Origin of the sequence: Mesorhizobium sp. M3A.F.Ca.ET.175.01.1.1 (assembly GCF_004791945.1) — a bacterium.
Taxonomy (GTDB): Bacteria; Pseudomonadota; Alphaproteobacteria; order Rhizobiales; family Rhizobiaceae; genus Mesorhizobium.
The window spans coordinates 249,589-265,670 of record NZ_SRTP01000008.1 but is presented as its reverse complement, the minus strand read 5'-3'; the positions used below and the strand labels follow the sequence as shown (position 1 = coordinate 265,670).

The window sequence follows — 16,082 nt, the reverse complement described above, 5'->3', positions numbered from 1 at the left end:
TCATCGAAAAGGGCAGCTGCGAGACGCCGCTCAGACCGTTCTTCTCGGCCTCGGCGAGGTCGAAATAGACATAGTCGGCGCCACCCGCGGAGAGCGTGCGGCGGCAATTGAAGCTGTCGAGGGATTTTGACACGTGCGATCCGTCCTTGTCTGTTCAGCCTGAAAGGGAACGGACGCCGATGGCATGCAATCACGCGCAAAGGTGCGGGTACGGCCATTTCCGCTGTCCGCTCCCAAGCAACCCGAGCCGTTCAAGGCGGCGCGTGCGCTGGTTCGGCGCTAATTCTGATCCCGCGCCGACCGCTGGCACGGATGAACCGCATATAGAGAATTTCCTGGAATAGTTCTAGACAGTCGAAAGACGAATTTGTGCGATGCGGCGAGCGCCGCAAAACGGTGCTTCCGGGGCGGGCAAGAATGCGGCTGATCGCCGAAAATCTGGGCGGCGAACGCGGCGGCGAGACGGTCTTCTCCGGCATCGATTTCGCCCTCGGAAAGGGCGAGGCGATGGTCGTCACGGGACCGAACGGATCGGGCAAGTCGACGCTGCTGAGAATCATCGCCGGGCTGCTGCGGACAGCCGAGGGACGGGTATGGCTTGACGGCGGCGGCGACGATTTTCCTACGATTGCATCCGCCTCGCATTACCTCGGCCATCTCAATGCAATGAAGACGGCGTTGAGCGTCGCGGAGAACCTCGAGTTCTGGCGCGCCTTCCAGGGCGAGCCGGCGCTGGATGTCGAGGAAGCGCTGGAGACGGTCGGGCTGGGCGGCCTGGGCCACCTGCCGTTCGGCTATCTCTCCACCGGGCAGCGGCGCCGGGCATCGATCGCGAAGCTTTTGATCAGCCGCCGGCCGATCTGGCTGCTCGACGAGCCGACGGCGGGACTGGACAAGGCATCGGAGGAGCGGTTCGCGGAATTGATGAGGGGGCATCTCCAGGACGGGGGGATTTTGGTGGCGGCAACGCATCTGCCGCTGGGGCTGGAGGGGGCGAAGGGGTTGAGGATGGGGGAGACGGCTTGATGTCTGTGCCAGGCACCCCCCTCTGCCCTGCCGGGCATCTCCCCCTCAAGGGGGGAGATCAGCAGTTCGGGCGTCCTGCCTACCTCCCTACCTTGGAGGTTGGCGAAAGCTGGGATGACATCCAATCTCTCCCCTTGAGGGGGAGATGTCCGGCAGGACAGAGGGGGGTGCCTGGGCGAAAGCATCTCAAATCATGCTAGCGCTCTTCCTGCGCGATATCCGCCTCTCCATCCGCGCCGGCGGCGGGGCGCTGATCGGCGTCATCTTCTTCCTCGCGGTCATCGTCACGATCCCGTTCGGCATCGGGCCCGATCTCAATCTTTTGTCCCGCATCGGCCCCGCCATCCTGTGGATCGCCGCCCTGCTCGCCTGCCTGTTAGGCCTCGACCGGCTGTTCCAGGCCGATCGCGAGGACGGCTCGCTCGACCTGCTCGTGGTCGGCAACGACCGCCATATGCTGGCGCTGACGGTGCTGACCAAATGCCTGGCCCACTGGACGGGCAGCGTGCTGCCGCTGGTGGTGGCCGCCCCCTTGCTCGGCCTGTTCATGAACATGGAGCCGGCGGCGATCGGCGCCACGGCGCTGACGCTGCTGGTCGGCACGCCGGCCATCACCTTCATCGGTGCCGCAGGGGCGGCGGTGGCGGTGGCGCTGCCGCGCGGCGGGCTGTTGATCTCGGTGCTGGTGCTGCCGCTCGCCATTCCGGTGCTGATCTTCGGGGTCTCGGCAAGCTATGGCGCGGTGGCTGATCCGGCGCCGTTCCTGCAGCCCTTCCTCATTCTTGCCGCGCTGACGCTGTTTCTTGCCGTGGTTGGGCCGCTCTCGGCCGCGTTGGCGCTGCGCCATGGAACGGATTGAGGGCGAAGATGCTCCAGGCCGGGCTGCGGCGCAGCGGCCAATTGCGCGGTCCGCTGCGCGAAGTTAAGGGAAGGCATGATCGCAAGGACAGGCAAAGGCGCGGAAGGCGGCACGCTGGCGGAGCTGCGGGCATGAGCGCGCATGCCCTCTATGTCACCGCCGCCTATGCCATCACGGCGATCGTGCTGGCGGGGCTGATCGGCTGGATCCTGCTCGACCAGCGCGGGCGCAAGCGGGACCTGGCGGCGCTGGAAGCGTCGGGCGTGCGGCGCCGCTCCCACAAGACCGGGACGACAAAGCCGTGAGCATCGACAGCGAGACGCCGGCGCGGAGCCGCCGCCTGTTCGTCTTCCTGCCGCTCCTGGTCTTCCTGGGGTTGGCGGGGCTGTTCCTGTCGCAATTGCTGTCGGGCCGCGACGTTTCGGAAATTCCCTCGGCGCTAATCGGCCAGCCGGCGCCGCAGACCAAGCTGCCGCCACTGGAAGGGACGAGCCTGCCGGGGCTCGACACCAAATCCTTCGCCGGCAAGGTGACGCTGGTCAACGTCTTCGCGTCATGGTGCGCGCCGTGCCGGGAAGAGCACCCGGTGCTGCTGGCTCTGTCGCAGGACAAGCGCTTCACGCTTGCCGCCCTGGACTACAAGGACGAGCCGGAGAATGCCCGCCGCTTCCTGGGCGATCTCGGCAATCCCTACCAGGCGATCGGCGTCGATCCGGCCGGCCGCACGGCGATCGACTGGGGCGTCTACGGCGTGCCGGAGACCTTCGTCATCGGCAAGGATGGCAAGATCGCCTACAAGCATGTCGGGCCGCTGACGCCGGAATCGGCCAGGGATTTGCTGTTGCCGCAGATCGAGAAGGCGCTGGCGGCACGCTGATATTCAGATGAGGCCGGCCTGCAAATAGCGGCTTCCTGCGCTTCCGGTGCTCACGTACTTCAAGTACGCTCCGCTCCGGTTCTCGGTAGCCACCATTTTCAGCTCGGCCTGACCTGAATCTCAACGCGCCGGCCAAGCCCGCACAAGCGGCCAAAAAACTCAGCCGTAGATCTGCTTGTGGACCTGGAAGAGCATCTCGGAACGGTCGGCGCGCAGATCGGCGAGATCGCGGCTCGACAGGTTCTCGATTTCGGCAACGAGACGGTTGTACCGGCGGCGCTTGGCAATGTTGGTGCGAGCGCGGGCGACGATATCGTCGAAGATCATGGCGAGGTCCTTTGCTGCCGCTTTTGGCGCGGCGGGTTGTTCCTCCCTGATCGACTGCGAGCATGACATAGGAATGGTGCGCCGCAAAAGGAATATGTTGCAACGCACCATTGCACCCCACGCATGCCTCGACATGGTGTGATGGCCATCAATGGTCTTGCTTAATCGCACGCCGGCTGGCTTGATCCGCGCGTCACATGGATGCCGGGAGGAAGAGCATGGCGGCCGCCGACTATTACGAAGTTCTCGACCCGCGCTTTGCGCGCCTGTTTGTTGGCAACGCGCATGTGGACAAGCTGTTCACCGGATGCCGTTGGGCCGAGGGCCCGGCCTGGTTCGCGGCCGGCCGTTATGTCGTGTGGTCGGACATCCCCAACAACCGCATGCTGCGCTACGACGAGACCGACGGCAGCGTCAGCGTGTTCCGCCAGCCCTGCGGCAACTCCAACGGCAATACGGTCGACCGGCAGGGACGGCTCGTCACCTGCGAGCATTCGGGCCGGCGCGTCAGCCGCACCGAGCATGACGGCTCCATTGTCACCATCGCCGACAGCTGGCGCGGCAAGCGGCTCAACTCGCCCAATGACGTCGTGGTGAAGTCCGACGGCTCGATCTGGTTCACCGATCCGACCTACGGCATCGACACCGACTATGAAGGCGACAAGGCCGAGAGCGAGATCGGCGCCTGTCACGTCTACCGTGTCGATCCGGGCACGGGCGATGTCGAGGCCGTCATCACCGACATGGTCAGGCCGAACGGCCTTGCCTTCTCCATCGACGAGAGCCAGCTCTATGTCGCCGACACCGGCCGCACACATGGTGCCGAGAACCCGGCGCACATAAGGGTGTTCAATGTCGGCAAGGACGGCAAGAGGGTCTCCGGCGGCAAGGTGTTCGCCGACTGCACCGCCGGCCTGTTCGACGGTTTTCGCCTCGACGATGCCGGACGTATCTGGACAAGCGCGGCCGACGGCATCCATTGCTACGACCCGGACGGTACGCTGATCGGCAAGATCAAGGTGCCGGAGGTGACCGCCAATTGCGTGTTCGGCGGCATCAAGCGCAATTGCCTCTACATCGCCGGCACCACCTCGCTCTACATGGTTCGGTTGATGGTAAACGGCGCCAAGACCTATTGAGGCTGATGTTGACTCTTCGTTCGAGGATGTCGACGCTCGCAACCGGGATGTCGGCAACACCGATGTCGAGACGCTGAGGAAGGGGGAGCTTCCTTGCAAAGTTGCGGTGCGGGGCGCCCTGTCAGCCACGTCGCTTCGCTCCTTACTTCGCCCTAAGATGACGAGGCTAGGTTTGCCAGCGGATGAAGCTTGCGAAGGCTTGAACCGCCTCGCGCATCGCCTGCCGGTTGGCCGGCTCCGCCAGGATGGCCTGAACCTCCGGCGGCTTCTTGCCGAGCAGCGCGATCTCGAGCGTAGCGTCTTCGTAGAGCGCGAAAGACATGGTGCGCATGATCTCGGCAAGTGCTGCTCGGGCGTAGAGCGAGCGCGGCGAGGCGTGCACCAGCATGGCGGGCTTGGCGACTGCGGCGTCGCGCGACACCAGCCAGTCGAGCGCATTCTTCATGCCGCCTGGCACGCCGTGGGCATATTCCGGACAGGAGACCATGACGCCGTCGGCGCCGGTAACGGCATCGATCAGCGCGGCAGCCTCGAGTGGCGTCCGCTCGCCCTCGTCGTCCGGATTGAAGATCGGCAGGCGGCGAAGCCCATCATAGGTGGTGATGCGGCAATCCTGCGGCGTGTTCTCAGCCAAGGCTGCGATCAGCGCCGAATTGGTCGAGGCGACACGCAGGCTGCCGGAGATGGCGAGGATGTTCAGCAAGGGATGAGCTCGGGCGGCGGGTTGAGTCGACCGAATGCTACCACCGGCGGCTATCCTTGGCGCAATCTCCGAACGGAAAACTTACTCTACTTGCCGGCCTGCTCTTCCTTGGCTTTTTCCTCGAGCGAATGTCGCATGATCAGCGGCATCTGGCTGAAGGTGAAGAGAAGCGTGATCGGCATGATGCCCCAGACCTTGAAGGTGACCCAGGCATCGGTTGAAAAATTCCGCCAGACCACCTCGTTGACGAGGGCCAGGAAGAGGAAGAACAGGCCCCAGCGGAGCGTGAGCTTTCTCCAGCCCTCGGCATCGAGGCTGAAGGCGGAATCGAAGACGTAGCCGAGCAGCGACTTGCCGAAGAACAGGCCGCCGAGCAGCACGCCCCCGAACAGCGTATTGACGATGGTCGGCTTCATTTTGATGAAGACGTCGTCCTGCAGATAGAGCGTCAGCGCGCCGAAGATGAGGACAACGACGCCAGACACCAGCGGCATGATCGGCAAGGTGCGGGTGAGCAGCCAGGAGGCGACCAACGCGAGCGCGGTGGCAGCCATGAAGAGACCGGTGGCGACGAAGATCGGACCGCCGAGTTCGCCGAGTATCGGAAATTTCTGCACCAGCCATCCGCTGCGGGTATTGGCAAAGAAGAAGACCAGCAGCGGACCGAGCTCGAGCACGAGCTTGAGCAGCGGATTGATGCCTTCCTTCTTCTGTTTTTGCGGATCGGACGGGTCGCGTTCGAGGATGTTCATAAAAGTCCTTGTTGTCCCGAAAGTCGGCGCTTTTGGGATCGTGCCTGTTCAAGCCACGCCAGCGATCGCCCTGGCGAATTCGCTCGCGGAAAACGGTTCGAGATCGTCGACCTGCTCGCCGACGCCGATGAAATAGACCGGCAGCCTGTGCTTGGCGGCAATCGCCACCAGAATGCCGCCGCGCGCCGTGCCGTCCAGCTTGGTCATCACCAGGCCGTTGACCCCGGCGACATTGCGGAAGATCTCGACCTGGCTGAGCGCATTCTGGCCGGTGGTGGCGTCGACCGTCTGCAGCACCGTGTGCGGCGCTTCCGGATCGAGCTTGCCGAGCACGCGCACGATCTTTTCCAGTTCGGCCATCAGCTCGGCCTTGTTCTGCAGCCGGCCGGCCGTGTCGATGATCAGCACGTCGGAGCCGGCTTCCTTCGCCTTCTCGAAGGCGTCATAGGCAAGGCCGGCCGCGTCGGCGCCGAGCTTGGTGGCGATGACCGGCGACCGGGTGCGCTCGCCCCAGATCTTCAGCTGCTCGATTGCCGCGGCGCGGAAAGTGTCGCCGGCGGCCAGCATCACCGAGAGGCCGCCCGCGGTCAGCTTGGCCGCCAGCTTGCCGATGGTGGTGGTCTTGCCGGTGCCGTTGACGCCGACGACCAGGATTACATGCGGCTTGTGGCTGAGGTCGAGCTCCAGCGGCAGGGCGACCGGGGTCAGCACCTTCTCCACCTCGGCGGCCATGACAGCACGGACTTCCGTATCGGAGACGTCCCTGCCGTAGCGGCTCGAGGCGAGCGAATCAGTGACGCGCAGCGCCGTCTCCAGGCCGAGATCGGCGCGGATCAGCACGTCCTCCAGGTCCTGCAGCGTGTCCTCGTCCAGCTTGCGCTTGGTGAAGACGCCGGCGATGTTGCCCGACAGCTCGCGCGAGGAGCGGGCAAGCCCATCGCGCATACGTTGGAACCAGGAGCGCCGCGGCGCCGGCTCCGGCAGCGGCTGCGGCTCGGCCTTCTGCTCGACCTTCTTCGCCACTGTCACCTTGCCGGCGGAGGGCGCCGGTTTCGGCGCGGGCTGCGGGACCGGTTGCGGCTCTGGCGCAACCTCGGCAGAGATCGGTTGTGCCTCGACCGGCGCAGGCTGGCGAATGGGTGGCGAGATCTCCGCCGACGAAGCTGGCTCCGCTGACGCTGAATCCTGCGCAGGTTGGCGCTGCCCCTCACCCTTACCTTCTCCCCGTGAAGGACGGGGAGAGGCGGCTGTCGGCGTCGAAGCTTCTTCGTTCTCCACCTCACCATACGGGGAGAAGGTGCCGGCAGGCGGGTGAGGGGCGGCGCCGCCCTCTGAAGACGGTTCTACGGAAGGTGGCACCGACGGCGGAATTTCAGGCGCAGGCGTTTCAGGCGGAACCTCGCCGGGCGGGGTCGGCACTTCGACCGGCGCCGGCCCAGGCTGCCTTTCCGGGCGCGACGGCTCGATATCCGGCTTGACCGGCGCGGCAGGCACCTCCTGCGGAGTGGGTCCGGGTGTCGGTGCGGGCGCAGGCTGGGGCTTCGGCTGTGCCGGCGGCACTTCCTCGGGCGCCGGCGGCTCAGGCCTCTCAGGCTCGGGTTGCGGTTCTTCTTCCGGTCCCGGCTTCGGCAGCGGTTCCGGTTCGGAGGGAACGACCGGCTCCGGTGCGGGCGGAATGACTGGTTCCGGCGCCGGCGGGATGTCCGGCGCCGGCTCGGGCTTTGGCTCCTCGGGGACCGGCTCAGGAGCCGGCGCGGCCGCCGCTGCAGGCTCTTCGGCTCGGTCGGTTTCCGGCTGAGCCAGCTCGGCCTCCGGCTTCAGTGCCTGCAGCGCATCCCACTTGATCGGCGGCAGCGGCGCGGTCTCGTCGACGCGCTCTTCGACGACCTCTTTCTTGCCGAACGAAAATATCTTCTTGAAAAAACCGGCCATGCTCTTTGCTGTCTCAGGCGGCGCGGGCGGCCAGGGGGGCCGCGGTCAGGCGGGCGCCGTCATGGCCGGTGATGACGGCGTCAACGATCTCGCCCGGCTGGCCGACGCCAATTGAGCTGAGCGTGAAGCCTTCGGTGCGGCCAAGCCCATCGCGTTCGACCAGGATCGACTGCTGTGTTCCGGCGAGCGCGGACAGATGGCGGCGATAGGCGGCCTCACCGGCGGCGCGCAACCTCGCGGCACGCTGCTTGACCACCTCGCGGCGGACCTGCGGCATGCGGGCCGCGGGCGTGCCTTCGCGCGGGCTGAACGGGAAGACGTGGAGATGCGTCAGACCGCATTCCTCGACGATTCTTTCCGAATTCTCGAACATCGCCTCGGTCTCGGTCGGAAAGCCGGCGATGATGTCGGCGCCGAAGACGATCCCGGGGCGGAGCTTGCGCACATCCTCGCAGAAGCGAATCGACTGTTCGCGCAGATGCCGGCGCTTCATGCGCTTCAGGATCATGTCGTCGCCCGACTGCAGCGACAGGTGCAGATGCGGCATCAGCCGGGGCTCGGTGGCGAGCGCGTCGAGCAGCTCGTCGTCGGCCTCGATGGAATCGATCGAGGACAGCCTGAGCCGCTTCACGTCGGGCACCTGGCGCAGGATCGTCTTCACGAGTCTGCCGAGCTTCGGGCTGCCCGGCAGGTCGGCGCCGAAGCTGGTCATGTCGACGCCGGTCAGCACGATCTCCGCATAGCCGTTGCCGGCGAGCCGCTTGACCTGCTCGACCACGGCGCCCATCGGCACCGAACGCGAATTGCCGCGTCCATAAGGAATGATGCAGAAGGTGCAGCGGTGATCGCAACCGTTCTGCACCTGCACGAAGGCGCGCGCCCGCCCCTCGATGGCGTCGACCATGTGGCCTGCCGTCTCGCGCACCGAGAAGATGTCGTTGACGCGCGCCTTTTCGGTGTCGTTGACGCCGAAATCGGGCAGCGCGCGATAGGAGTTCGCCTTGAGCTTCTCTTCATTGCCGAGCACGAGATCGACCTCGTCCATGGTGGCGAAGTTCTGCGGCTCGGTCTGCGCGGCGCAGCCGGTGACGATGATGCGCGCCTGAGGATTCTCGCGGCGTGCCTTGCGGATCGCCTGCTTGGCCTGGCGCACCGCTTCGGCGGTGACGGCGCAGGTGTTGAAGATGACGGCGCCGCCGGAGAGCGCGCCGAGGCCGGCGCTTTCGGCCTCGCGGCGCATCACTTCCGATTCATAGCTGTTGAGGCGGCAGCCGAACGTGACGACGTCGATACCGTTGCCGATTGGCCCGTCGGGCGACGGACCTTGGCCGATGGGCCCTGCGGGCGGGCCGTTGCCGATGAGCCCTGCGGGCGGGCCTTTTTGCAGGGCGGACATCAGGCGGCGCTTTCGGTGTCGCGGGCCCAGGCGCCGGTCGCGGGATCGAAGCTGCCGGAAAATTCCCATTCGGCGGCGCCGGTCAGAATAACGTGGTCGTCATCGCGCCAGAGCACATGCAACTCGCCGCCACCGGGCGTGATCAGCGACACGCTGCGCCCGGTGCGCTTGGTGCGGGCGGCGGCCACCACTGCGGCGCAAGCGGCGGAGCCGCAGGCCTTGGTCAGGCCGGCGCCGCGCTCCCAGGTGCGGATGACCATCGTCTGCGGCGACGTGACCTGGGCAATGGTGATGTTGGCGCGCTCGGGAAAGATCGGATGGTTTTCCAGCAGCGGGCCGAAGCGGTCGAGCTCATAGGACCAGACGTCGCGGTCGACCCAAAAGATGGCGTGCGGATTGCCCATCGACACGACCGAAGGCGAATGCAGAACCGGCGCGTCGATCGGTCCGATCTGCAGCTCGATCATGCGGGTGTCGCGGAACTCCTCGGCAAGCGGGATCTCCTGCCAACCGAAGCGCGGCTTGCCCATGTCGACCGAGATCGAGCCGTCGCCATGTTCCCTGGCATTGAGGATGCCGGCGCGGGTCTCGAAGGTGAAGGTCTTCTGGCCGGTCTCGGCGGCGAGCGCCTGGACCACACAACGCATGCCGTTTCCGCAAGCCTGCGCACCGGAGCCGTCGGAATTCAGTATATCGACGTAATAGGCGGTGCCTTGCGTCCGAGCATCATGAATCGCCATGATCTGGTCGAACTTCGTTGCGGCGTCGGCATTGAGCCTGATCGCGGCGGCGGCCGTCACCCTGTCGGCACGACCGCGCATGTCGGCAACGATGATCTCGTTGCCGATGCCGTTCATCTTGGCAAAAGGGGCAGTGCCTGCCATCGGTCCGGTCATTCCATGTCCGTTTGGCGCTATATGGCGGAAACGGGCGGGAATTACCAGTGCGGCGCGCTTTCAGGCCACGGCGCAGATGCCGCGCCGGCCAAGAAGCCGGACAGCGACGGCCCCCCGCGCTGGGCGACGACCAAGAGGTCGCGCCGGCAGACGACCAAGAGGTCGCGCCGGCAGACGACCAAGAGGTCGCGCCTAAGTCACTGCGAAGACGCCGAGGACGATCAGCAGGAAGATGATGAGGACGATGCCGATCAGGATGCGCGCGCCCGTGGCAGCGGCGCCGGCGAGCGCCGGCATGCCGAGGAGGCTCGCGGCAGCGGCAATGATGAGAAGGATGATGATCCACTTGATCATGAAAGGCTCCGGGGCAGAATTGCGTGTGCAACCAACGCGTTTAGGCGGCTTGAGTTCCTTGCTCGGGCGGCGGGTATCTTCGCCGGGACGCAGCGGCGAAAGGCTGCCTGCGAAATGCTTTTGACCACCTGCGCTTCGGCGATCTTTCCAGCGCCGCTGGCGCAAGCATTTTGGCGGCGAATGCCAAGGGCTGCGGGATTGCTTAGGCTAAAATCGCCGATCGAGTGCAGAGGGGAGGATCGATTGAAAAAGCGAACCAAGACACCGTGGATGAAGGCCGATGATTTCGGCCGCTCGCTGCCGCGCGGGCTGGGCGTCAATTTGCTGGTCACCGATATGGCGGCGATGGAGGCCTTCTGCCGCGACGTGCTGAGCGCGGAGGTCATTTATGCCGACGAGGATTTCGCGGCGATCGGGCTGCTCGGTTCGGTGTTCATGCTGCACGCCGACCACTCCTATCTCGACAATCCGATGACCGGTGTCGTTGCTGGTGCCGAGACGCGCGGCGTCGGCATCGAACTGCGGCTCTACGGCGCCGATCCGGATGCCGTCGAGAAAAGGGCTGCTGAACTTGGCCACATCGTGCTGGCCGGCTCGATCGACAAGCCGCATGGCTTGCGCGAATGCCACATCGTCGGTCCGGACGGCTACGTCTTCGTCCCGAGCGCGCGGCTTCGCAGCTAGGCCTCGGGCGCGCTGTTTGCCTGCCTCGCGGAGAGATTTGGTGTCACATGAGTGTTGCGATAAATTTGCAACAATTGCACCGCAAAACCCAATTTTAACCATATCGGGTTGAAATTCTGCCACCTTCTCCATCTTGGTGAGGGAGAGATTGCTCGGACGGCGTTCCCCGGCCGGATCCGACGGAGGTTGGAATGAATTTTTCGAAGACGGGCCCTTTTTCGAAATCTGGTCTTTTGGCCGTATCGCTGGCCGCGCTCGTTGCGAGCGGCTGCTCGACCTCGCGGTTCTCGTCGATGGACGACCAGCAGCCGGCGCCGCTGACGCCCGCGCCCTCCGGCACGGTGACGCAGAACCAGCTGCCGCCGCCCGCTGCGCCGGGCACCACCGACCCGTCGCAATTCCCGACAGCGCCGACGAACAACCAGGTTGCCTCCCTGCCGCAGGATGGCTCGGCGCCGGCCGGCGCCGCGGACCTGACCGCGGCCAGCGTCGCCGGCGTCTGGAACGCCAGCGTGTCCGGCCAGAGCTGCAAGGTGGCGACTCCGCAGACCAAGTTCGGCGCCGGCTATCGCGCCGGGCCGCTGCACTGCCCGTCGCCGATCGACGGCATCAAGTCCTGGAACGTCTCCGGCAAGCAATTGACGCTTTATGACGAAAACGGCGGCCCGCTCGCGAGGCTTTATTCCTCGGGCGGCGAGAAATTCGACGGCCAGACTTCCAACGGCCTGCCGATCTCGCTTACAAGGTAAGGCGAACCCGCTCCTGGAGCGGTTCGGCGTTTGAGTGAATCGCCGAACCGCCCTTGAGCATTTGCATTTAGGCAATTCCCTATGGAAGACCCGCTGCGCATCTTTCCTGGAATTGCTCCGGAACGAAGTGACCGATGCATCTGCGTGACGGCCTCCAGACTCATGTGACCGTCAGGCAGCGCTACGACCATCTGGTCGAGACCGGGGCCGTCGACCGTGACCCGGCGCAGGAGCGCATTGTCGCCGCGCTCGACCGGCTGATCGACGAAATCTCCGCAAAAAGGCTGGCGCAGAAATCGAGCGCGCTGGGCTGGCTGTTCGCGCGCAAGCAGCAGACGCGCGAGGCGATCACGGGCCTCTACATCCATGGCGGCGTCGGGCGCGGCAAGACCATGCTGATGGATTTTTTCTATGAACTGCTGCCGGTCAGGCGCAAGCGGCGCGTCCATTTCAACGATTTCATGGCCGACGTGCAGGACCGCATCCAGAAGCACCGGGCGGCGCGCAAGAACGGCGAGGTCAAGGAAGACGATCCGATCCCGCCGGTGGCGCGGGCGCTGGCTGAGGAAGCCTGGGTGCTGTGCTTCGACGAGTTTTCCGTCGCCGACATCGCCGATGCAATGATCCTGTCGCGGCTGTTTTCGGCACTGTTCGCCAATGGTGTCGTGCTGGTCGCCACCTCCAACGTCGCCCCGCGGGAGCTTTATCGCGACGGCCTGAACCGGCAGCTCTTCCTGCCTTTTATCGGGCTACTCGAGCGCAATGCCGCGGTGCTGACGCTCGACGCCGAGAAGGACTATCGGCAGGAGAAGCTCAACCGCCTGCCGGTCTATGTCACGCCAGTCGACGAGGCCGCGGACCGGGCGCTCGACGAGGCGTGGAAGGCGATGACCGACGGCGAGCCGACTTCGCCGGTGACGCTGACGCTGAAGGGCAGACATCTCGTGGTGCCGCGCGCGGCGGGCGATGCCGCGCGCTTTTCCTTCGCCGATCTCTGCGAAAAGCCGCTCGGCGCGCGCGACTATCTGGCGATCGCCGCCCGGTTTTCGACCGTTTTCATCGACCATGTGCCGGTGCTGGGCGAAGGCAAGCGCAACGAGGCCAAGCGTTTCATTCTCCTCATCGATACGCTCTACGACCATCGCATGCGTCTGGTGATGAGCGCCGCCGCGCAGCCCTCCGAGCTTTACACCGCCAAGCGCGGCAACGAGGTGTTCGAGTTCGAGCGCACCGCCTCCCGGCTGGTCGAAATGCAGAGCCGCGACTGGCTGGAGGGCTGGGCAGAGCGGCGGAAGAGCCAGGTGCTCAGTGACGAGGCACGCCAGGCGCAGGCGTGAGATCCGGTTCGCTACCTTGCTCGTCGTTGGATATTGGCGAAAGCCGGCGTGACGGCGATCTCCCTGCTTGAGGGAGAGATGGCCGGCAGGCCAGAGGGTCGGTTCGACCGGCCTCGGCGCAGGTGAGCGCCGGCGTTTCAGGCGCGGCGTCCCCTCTGTCGCCTTCGGCGACATCTCTCCCTCGAGGAGGGAGACTTGGCGCTGCATCACAAGGGCGTCATCACCGGGATGATGTCTTCTGGTTTCCACGATCTTTGTGTAACTTCCGCTCAATGGCCTTCAGAATTTTGACGCTTACGTAACTCCCGATCCATCTAACCGATTGAAAATGCTAAGCTCAAAATAATCGTTTGAATTTCCACCGGGCCGGGGCTATGGGTGCGGCGAAATCCCGCGGTTCTCGCAGCATCACGGCCTCTCTCCTCGACGCCGGCAAGTCGCAACGATTTGGGCGCGTCACTCACAAAGGGAAAACCTCCTGACATGGCACGTAACAAGATAGCGCTCATCGGCTCGGGCATGATCGGCGGCACGCTCGCCCATATGATCGGCCTCAAGGATCTCGGCGACGTGGTGCTGTTCGATATCGCCGAGGGGATTCCGCAGGGCAAGGGTCTCGACATCGCGCAGTCGTCGCCGGTCGATGGGTTCGACTCCAGGCTGACCGGCGTCAACGACTATGCCGGCATCGAGGGCGCCGATGTCTGCATCGTCACCGCCGGCGTGCCGCGCAAGCCCGGCATGAGCCGCGACGACCTGCTGGGCATCAACCTCAAGGTCATGGAACAGGTCGGCGCCGGCCTCAAGAAGTACGCGCCCAAGGCCTTCGTCATCTGCATCACCAACCCGCTCGACGCCATGGTGTGGGCACTGCAGAAGTTCTCCGGCCTGCCGACCAGCCATGTCGTGGGCATGGCCGGCGTGCTCGACAGCGCCCGTTTCCGCTACTTCCTGGCAGAAGAGTTCAAGGTGTCGGTCGAGGATGTCACCGCCTTCGTGCTCGGCGGCCATGGCGACTCGATGGTGCCGATGATCCGCTATTCGACGGTGTCCGGCATCCCGCTGCCCGACCTCGTCAAGATGGGCTGGACCTCGAAGGAGAAGCTCGACCAGATCGTGCAGCGCACGCGCGACGGCGGCGCCGAGATTGTCGGCCTGTTGAAGACCGGCTCGGCCTATTACGCGCCGGCGGCGTCCGCGATCGCCATGGCCGAATCCTACCTCAAGGACAAGAAGCGCGTGCTGCCATGTGCGGCGCATCTCTCCGGCCAGTATGGTGTCAAGGGAACCTATGTCGGCGTTCCGGTGGTGATCGGCGCCGGCGGCGTCGAGCGCGTCATCGAGATCGACCTGTCCAAGGCCGAGCAGAAGATGTTCGAAAACTCAGTGGCGGCCGTGCAAGGCCTGACCGAGGCCTGCACCAAGATCGCCCCGCATCTCGCCGGCAAGTAATCGCCCCCTCCCCCGGAGACCAAGCGCATGAACATCCATGAATATCAGGCCAAGGCGCTGCTGAAGGGTTTCGGCGCGCCGGTCGCTGACGGCGTTCCCGTGTTCAAGGCAAGCGAGGCGGAAGCCGCCGCCAAGGCGCTGCCCGGGCCGCTCTATGTGGTGAAGAGCCAGATCCATGCCGGCGGCCGCGGCAAGGGCAAGTTCAAGGAGCTCGGCCCCGATGCCAAGGGCGGCGTGCGGCTGGCGAAGTCGGCGGCCGAAGTGGTTGCCAACGCCAACGAGATGCTCGGCCATACGCTGGTCACCAAGCAGACCGGCGCGGCCGGCAAGCAGGTCAACCGCCTCTATATCGAGGACGGTGCCGATATCGACCGAGAGCTCTATCTGTCGATCCTCGTAGACCGCTCGGTCGGCCGCATCGCCTTCGTGGTCTCCACCGAGGGCGGCATGGACATCGAGGCGGTGGCGCATGACACGCCCGAAAAGATCCTCACCGTCGCCATCGATCCGGACAAGGGCGTGACGGCGGACGACGTGGAGAAGCTGAACGCCGCGCTGAAGCTCGACGGCGATGCGGCCAAGGACGGCAGCACGCTGTTTCCGATCCTCTACAAGGCATTCGTCGAAAAGGACATGAGCCTGCTCGAGGTCAACCCGCTGATCGTGATGAAGAACGGCCGGCTGCGCGTGCTCGACGCCAAGGTGTCGTTCGACAACAACGCGCTGTTCCGCCATCCGGACGTGATGGAGCTGCGCGACACCACCGAAGAGGACGAGAAGGAAATCGAGGCGTCGAAATACGACCTCGCCTATGTCGCGCTCGACGGCAATATCGGCTGCATGGTCAATGGCGCCGGGCTCGCCATGGCGACGATGGACATCATCAAGCTCTATGGCGCAGAGCCGGCCAACTTCCTCGATGTCGGCGGCGGCGCGTCAAAGGAGAAGGTGACGGCGGCGTTCAAGATCATCACCAAGGATCCGGTCGTCGAAGGCATCCTGATCAACATCTTCGGCGGCATCATGAAGTGCGACGTCATCGCCGAGGGCGTGATCGCCGCGGTCAAGGAAGTGGGGCTCAAGGTGCCGCTGGTCGTGCGCCTGGAAGGCACCAATGCCGAGCTCGGCAAGAAGATCATCAACGAAAGCGGCTTGAACGTCGTCTCGGCCGACGACCTCGACGACGCGGCCAAGAAGATCGTCAAGGCGGTAAAGGGCTGAGCTCGTGCCCCCGCGCAAGATCAACCTGGTCGAGGCGGCCGATGCGAAGATCGCCAAGGTCTTCGATCCGCATATCGCCGGCGACGTCAACGATGCCCAAGCGAAGGTCGCCAAGTTCGGCGAGGTCTTCGACTGGCATGCGCATGACCATGAGGACGAAGCCTTCCTCGTGCTGCGCGGCAGGATCGCGATCGATTTCCGCGACGGTCCGGTCGAGCTCGGCGAAGGTGATTTCATCGTCGTGCCGCGCGGCGTCGAGCACCGGCCGCGCTCGCTGACGACGGAGCCGGTGGTGCTGATGTTCGAGCCGGCAACGACTTTGAACACCGGCAATGCCAAGAGCGACCTAACCGTCACCGACCTGAAGCGGCTCTGACA

At 65.0% G+C, this 16,082-nt stretch carries 18 protein-coding genes; 11 read left to right on the top strand and 7 right to left on the bottom strand.

Annotated elements, in window-relative coordinates; genetic code table 11:
* Positions 1-417: 417 nt before the first annotated feature.
* From ccmA to EN818_RS19960, 4 genes are all read left to right on the top strand, one after another.
* A complete protein-coding gene (ccmA, locus tag EN818_RS19975; protein ID WP_135905072.1) occupies positions 418-1,026 on the top strand; it encodes a heme ABC exporter ATP-binding protein CcmA in 609 nt (202 codons plus the stop codon).
* A 193-nt stretch (positions 1,027-1,219) separates the two neighbouring features.
* Positions 1,220-1,885 (top strand): heme exporter protein CcmB, encoded by a 666-nt coding sequence (gene ccmB / locus EN818_RS19970; protein WP_095804893.1) that lies wholly within the window; start codon positions 1,220-1,222, stop codon positions 1,883-1,885.
* Between the two features lie 131 nt (positions 1,886-2,016).
* Positions 2,017-2,190: a heme exporter protein CcmD gene (ccmD, locus tag EN818_RS19965; RefSeq protein ID WP_095804983.1), complete on the top strand. Its 174-nt coding sequence runs from the start codon at positions 2,017-2,019 to the stop codon at positions 2,188-2,190.
* Entirely contained in the window at positions 2,187-2,762 is a 576-nt protein-coding gene (locus EN818_RS19960) for a DsbE family thiol:disulfide interchange protein (RefSeq protein ID WP_095804892.1), read from the top strand. Before ccmD ends, EN818_RS19960 begins: the two co-directional genes overlap by 4 nt.
* A 159-nt stretch (positions 2,763-2,921) precedes the next feature.
* On the opposite strand, the gene EN818_RS32760 is transcribed toward EN818_RS19960, so the two are convergent.
* Complete coding sequence (locus EN818_RS32760) at positions 2,922-3,089, bottom strand: hypothetical protein (RefSeq protein ID WP_095804982.1); 168 nt, start codon at positions 3,087-3,089, stop codon at positions 2,922-2,924.
* Between the two features lie 218 nt (positions 3,090-3,307).
* Between EN818_RS32760 and EN818_RS19955 the strand changes: the two genes are divergently transcribed.
* The gene (locus tag EN818_RS19955) at positions 3,308-4,228 is read left to right on the top strand and encodes an SMP-30/gluconolactonase/LRE family protein (RefSeq protein ID WP_095804891.1); all 921 of its coding nucleotides are present in this window, start codon (positions 3,308-3,310) and stop codon (positions 4,226-4,228) included.
* 166 nt (positions 4,229-4,394) lie between these two features.
* Here EN818_RS19955 and EN818_RS19950 read toward each other — a convergent pair whose 3' ends face one another.
* The 6 genes from EN818_RS19950 to EN818_RS19925 all read right to left on the bottom strand — a co-directional run bounded on the left by EN818_RS19950 (position 4,395) and on the right by EN818_RS19925 (position 10,261).
* Positions 4,395-4,931 carry an NADPH-dependent FMN reductase gene (locus EN818_RS19950; protein WP_095804890.1) on the bottom strand — a complete coding sequence of 179 codons (537 nt, stop codon included), beginning with the start codon at positions 4,929-4,931 and terminating at the stop codon, positions 4,395-4,397.
* An 86-nt stretch (positions 4,932-5,017) separates the two neighbouring features.
* Complete coding sequence (locus tag EN818_RS19945) at positions 5,018-5,683, bottom strand: septation protein A (protein ID WP_095804889.1); 666 nt, start codon at positions 5,681-5,683, stop codon at positions 5,018-5,020.
* 48 nt (positions 5,684-5,731) lie between these two features.
* Positions 5,732-7,615 (bottom strand): signal recognition particle-docking protein FtsY, encoded by a 1,884-nt coding sequence (gene ftsY / locus EN818_RS19940; protein WP_095804888.1) that lies wholly within the window; start codon positions 7,613-7,615, stop codon positions 5,732-5,734.
* Between the two features lie 13 nt (positions 7,616-7,628).
* Positions 7,629-9,011: a tRNA (N(6)-L-threonylcarbamoyladenosine(37)-C(2))-methylthiotransferase MtaB gene (gene mtaB / locus EN818_RS19935; protein ID WP_281033640.1), complete on the bottom strand. Its 1,383-nt coding sequence runs from the start codon at positions 9,009-9,011 to the stop codon at positions 7,629-7,631.
* The gene (gene dapF, locus EN818_RS19930; RefSeq protein WP_095804980.1) at positions 9,011-9,895 is read right to left on the bottom strand and encodes a diaminopimelate epimerase; all 885 of its coding nucleotides are present in this window, start codon (positions 9,893-9,895) and stop codon (positions 9,011-9,013) included. The genes mtaB and dapF overlap by 1 nt, the downstream gene beginning before the upstream one ends.
* Before the next feature lie 204 nt (positions 9,896-10,099).
* Positions 10,100-10,261 carry a DUF1328 family protein gene (locus EN818_RS19925; protein ID WP_040987840.1) on the bottom strand — a complete coding sequence of 54 codons (162 nt, stop codon included), beginning with the start codon at positions 10,259-10,261 and terminating at the stop codon, positions 10,100-10,102.
* 243 nt (positions 10,262-10,504) lie between these two features.
* Here EN818_RS19925 and EN818_RS19920 point away from each other — a divergent pair, with 243 nt between their 5' ends.
* From EN818_RS19920 to EN818_RS19895, 6 genes are all read left to right on the top strand, one after another.
* A complete protein-coding gene (locus tag EN818_RS19920) occupies positions 10,505-10,945 on the top strand; it encodes a hypothetical protein (RefSeq protein WP_245420294.1) in 441 nt (146 codons plus the stop codon).
* A 191-nt stretch (positions 10,946-11,136) separates the two neighbouring features.
* A complete protein-coding gene (locus EN818_RS19915; protein ID WP_095804886.1) occupies positions 11,137-11,694 on the top strand; it encodes a protease inhibitor Inh/omp19 family protein in 558 nt (185 codons plus the stop codon).
* A gap of 134 nt (positions 11,695-11,828) precedes the next feature.
* Entirely contained in the window at positions 11,829-13,031 is a 1,203-nt protein-coding gene (gene zapE / locus EN818_RS19910; RefSeq protein ID WP_095804885.1) for a cell division protein ZapE, read from the top strand.
* A gap of 483 nt (positions 13,032-13,514) precedes the next feature.
* Positions 13,515-14,483, top strand: a complete 969-nt coding sequence (gene mdh, locus EN818_RS19905; RefSeq protein WP_095804884.1) for a malate dehydrogenase — start codon at positions 13,515-13,517, stop codon at positions 14,481-14,483.
* 27 nt (positions 14,484-14,510) lie between these two features.
* Positions 14,511-15,704, top strand: coding sequence for an ADP-forming succinate--CoA ligase subunit beta (gene sucC, locus EN818_RS19900; protein ID WP_095804883.1), 1,194 nt, complete (start codon positions 14,511-14,513; stop codon positions 15,702-15,704).
* Between the two features lie 4 nt (positions 15,705-15,708).
* Entirely contained in the window at positions 15,709-16,080 is a 372-nt protein-coding gene (locus tag EN818_RS19895) for a cupin domain-containing protein (protein ID WP_095804882.1), read from the top strand.
* The last annotated feature ends 2 nt before the right edge of the window (positions 16,081-16,082 follow it).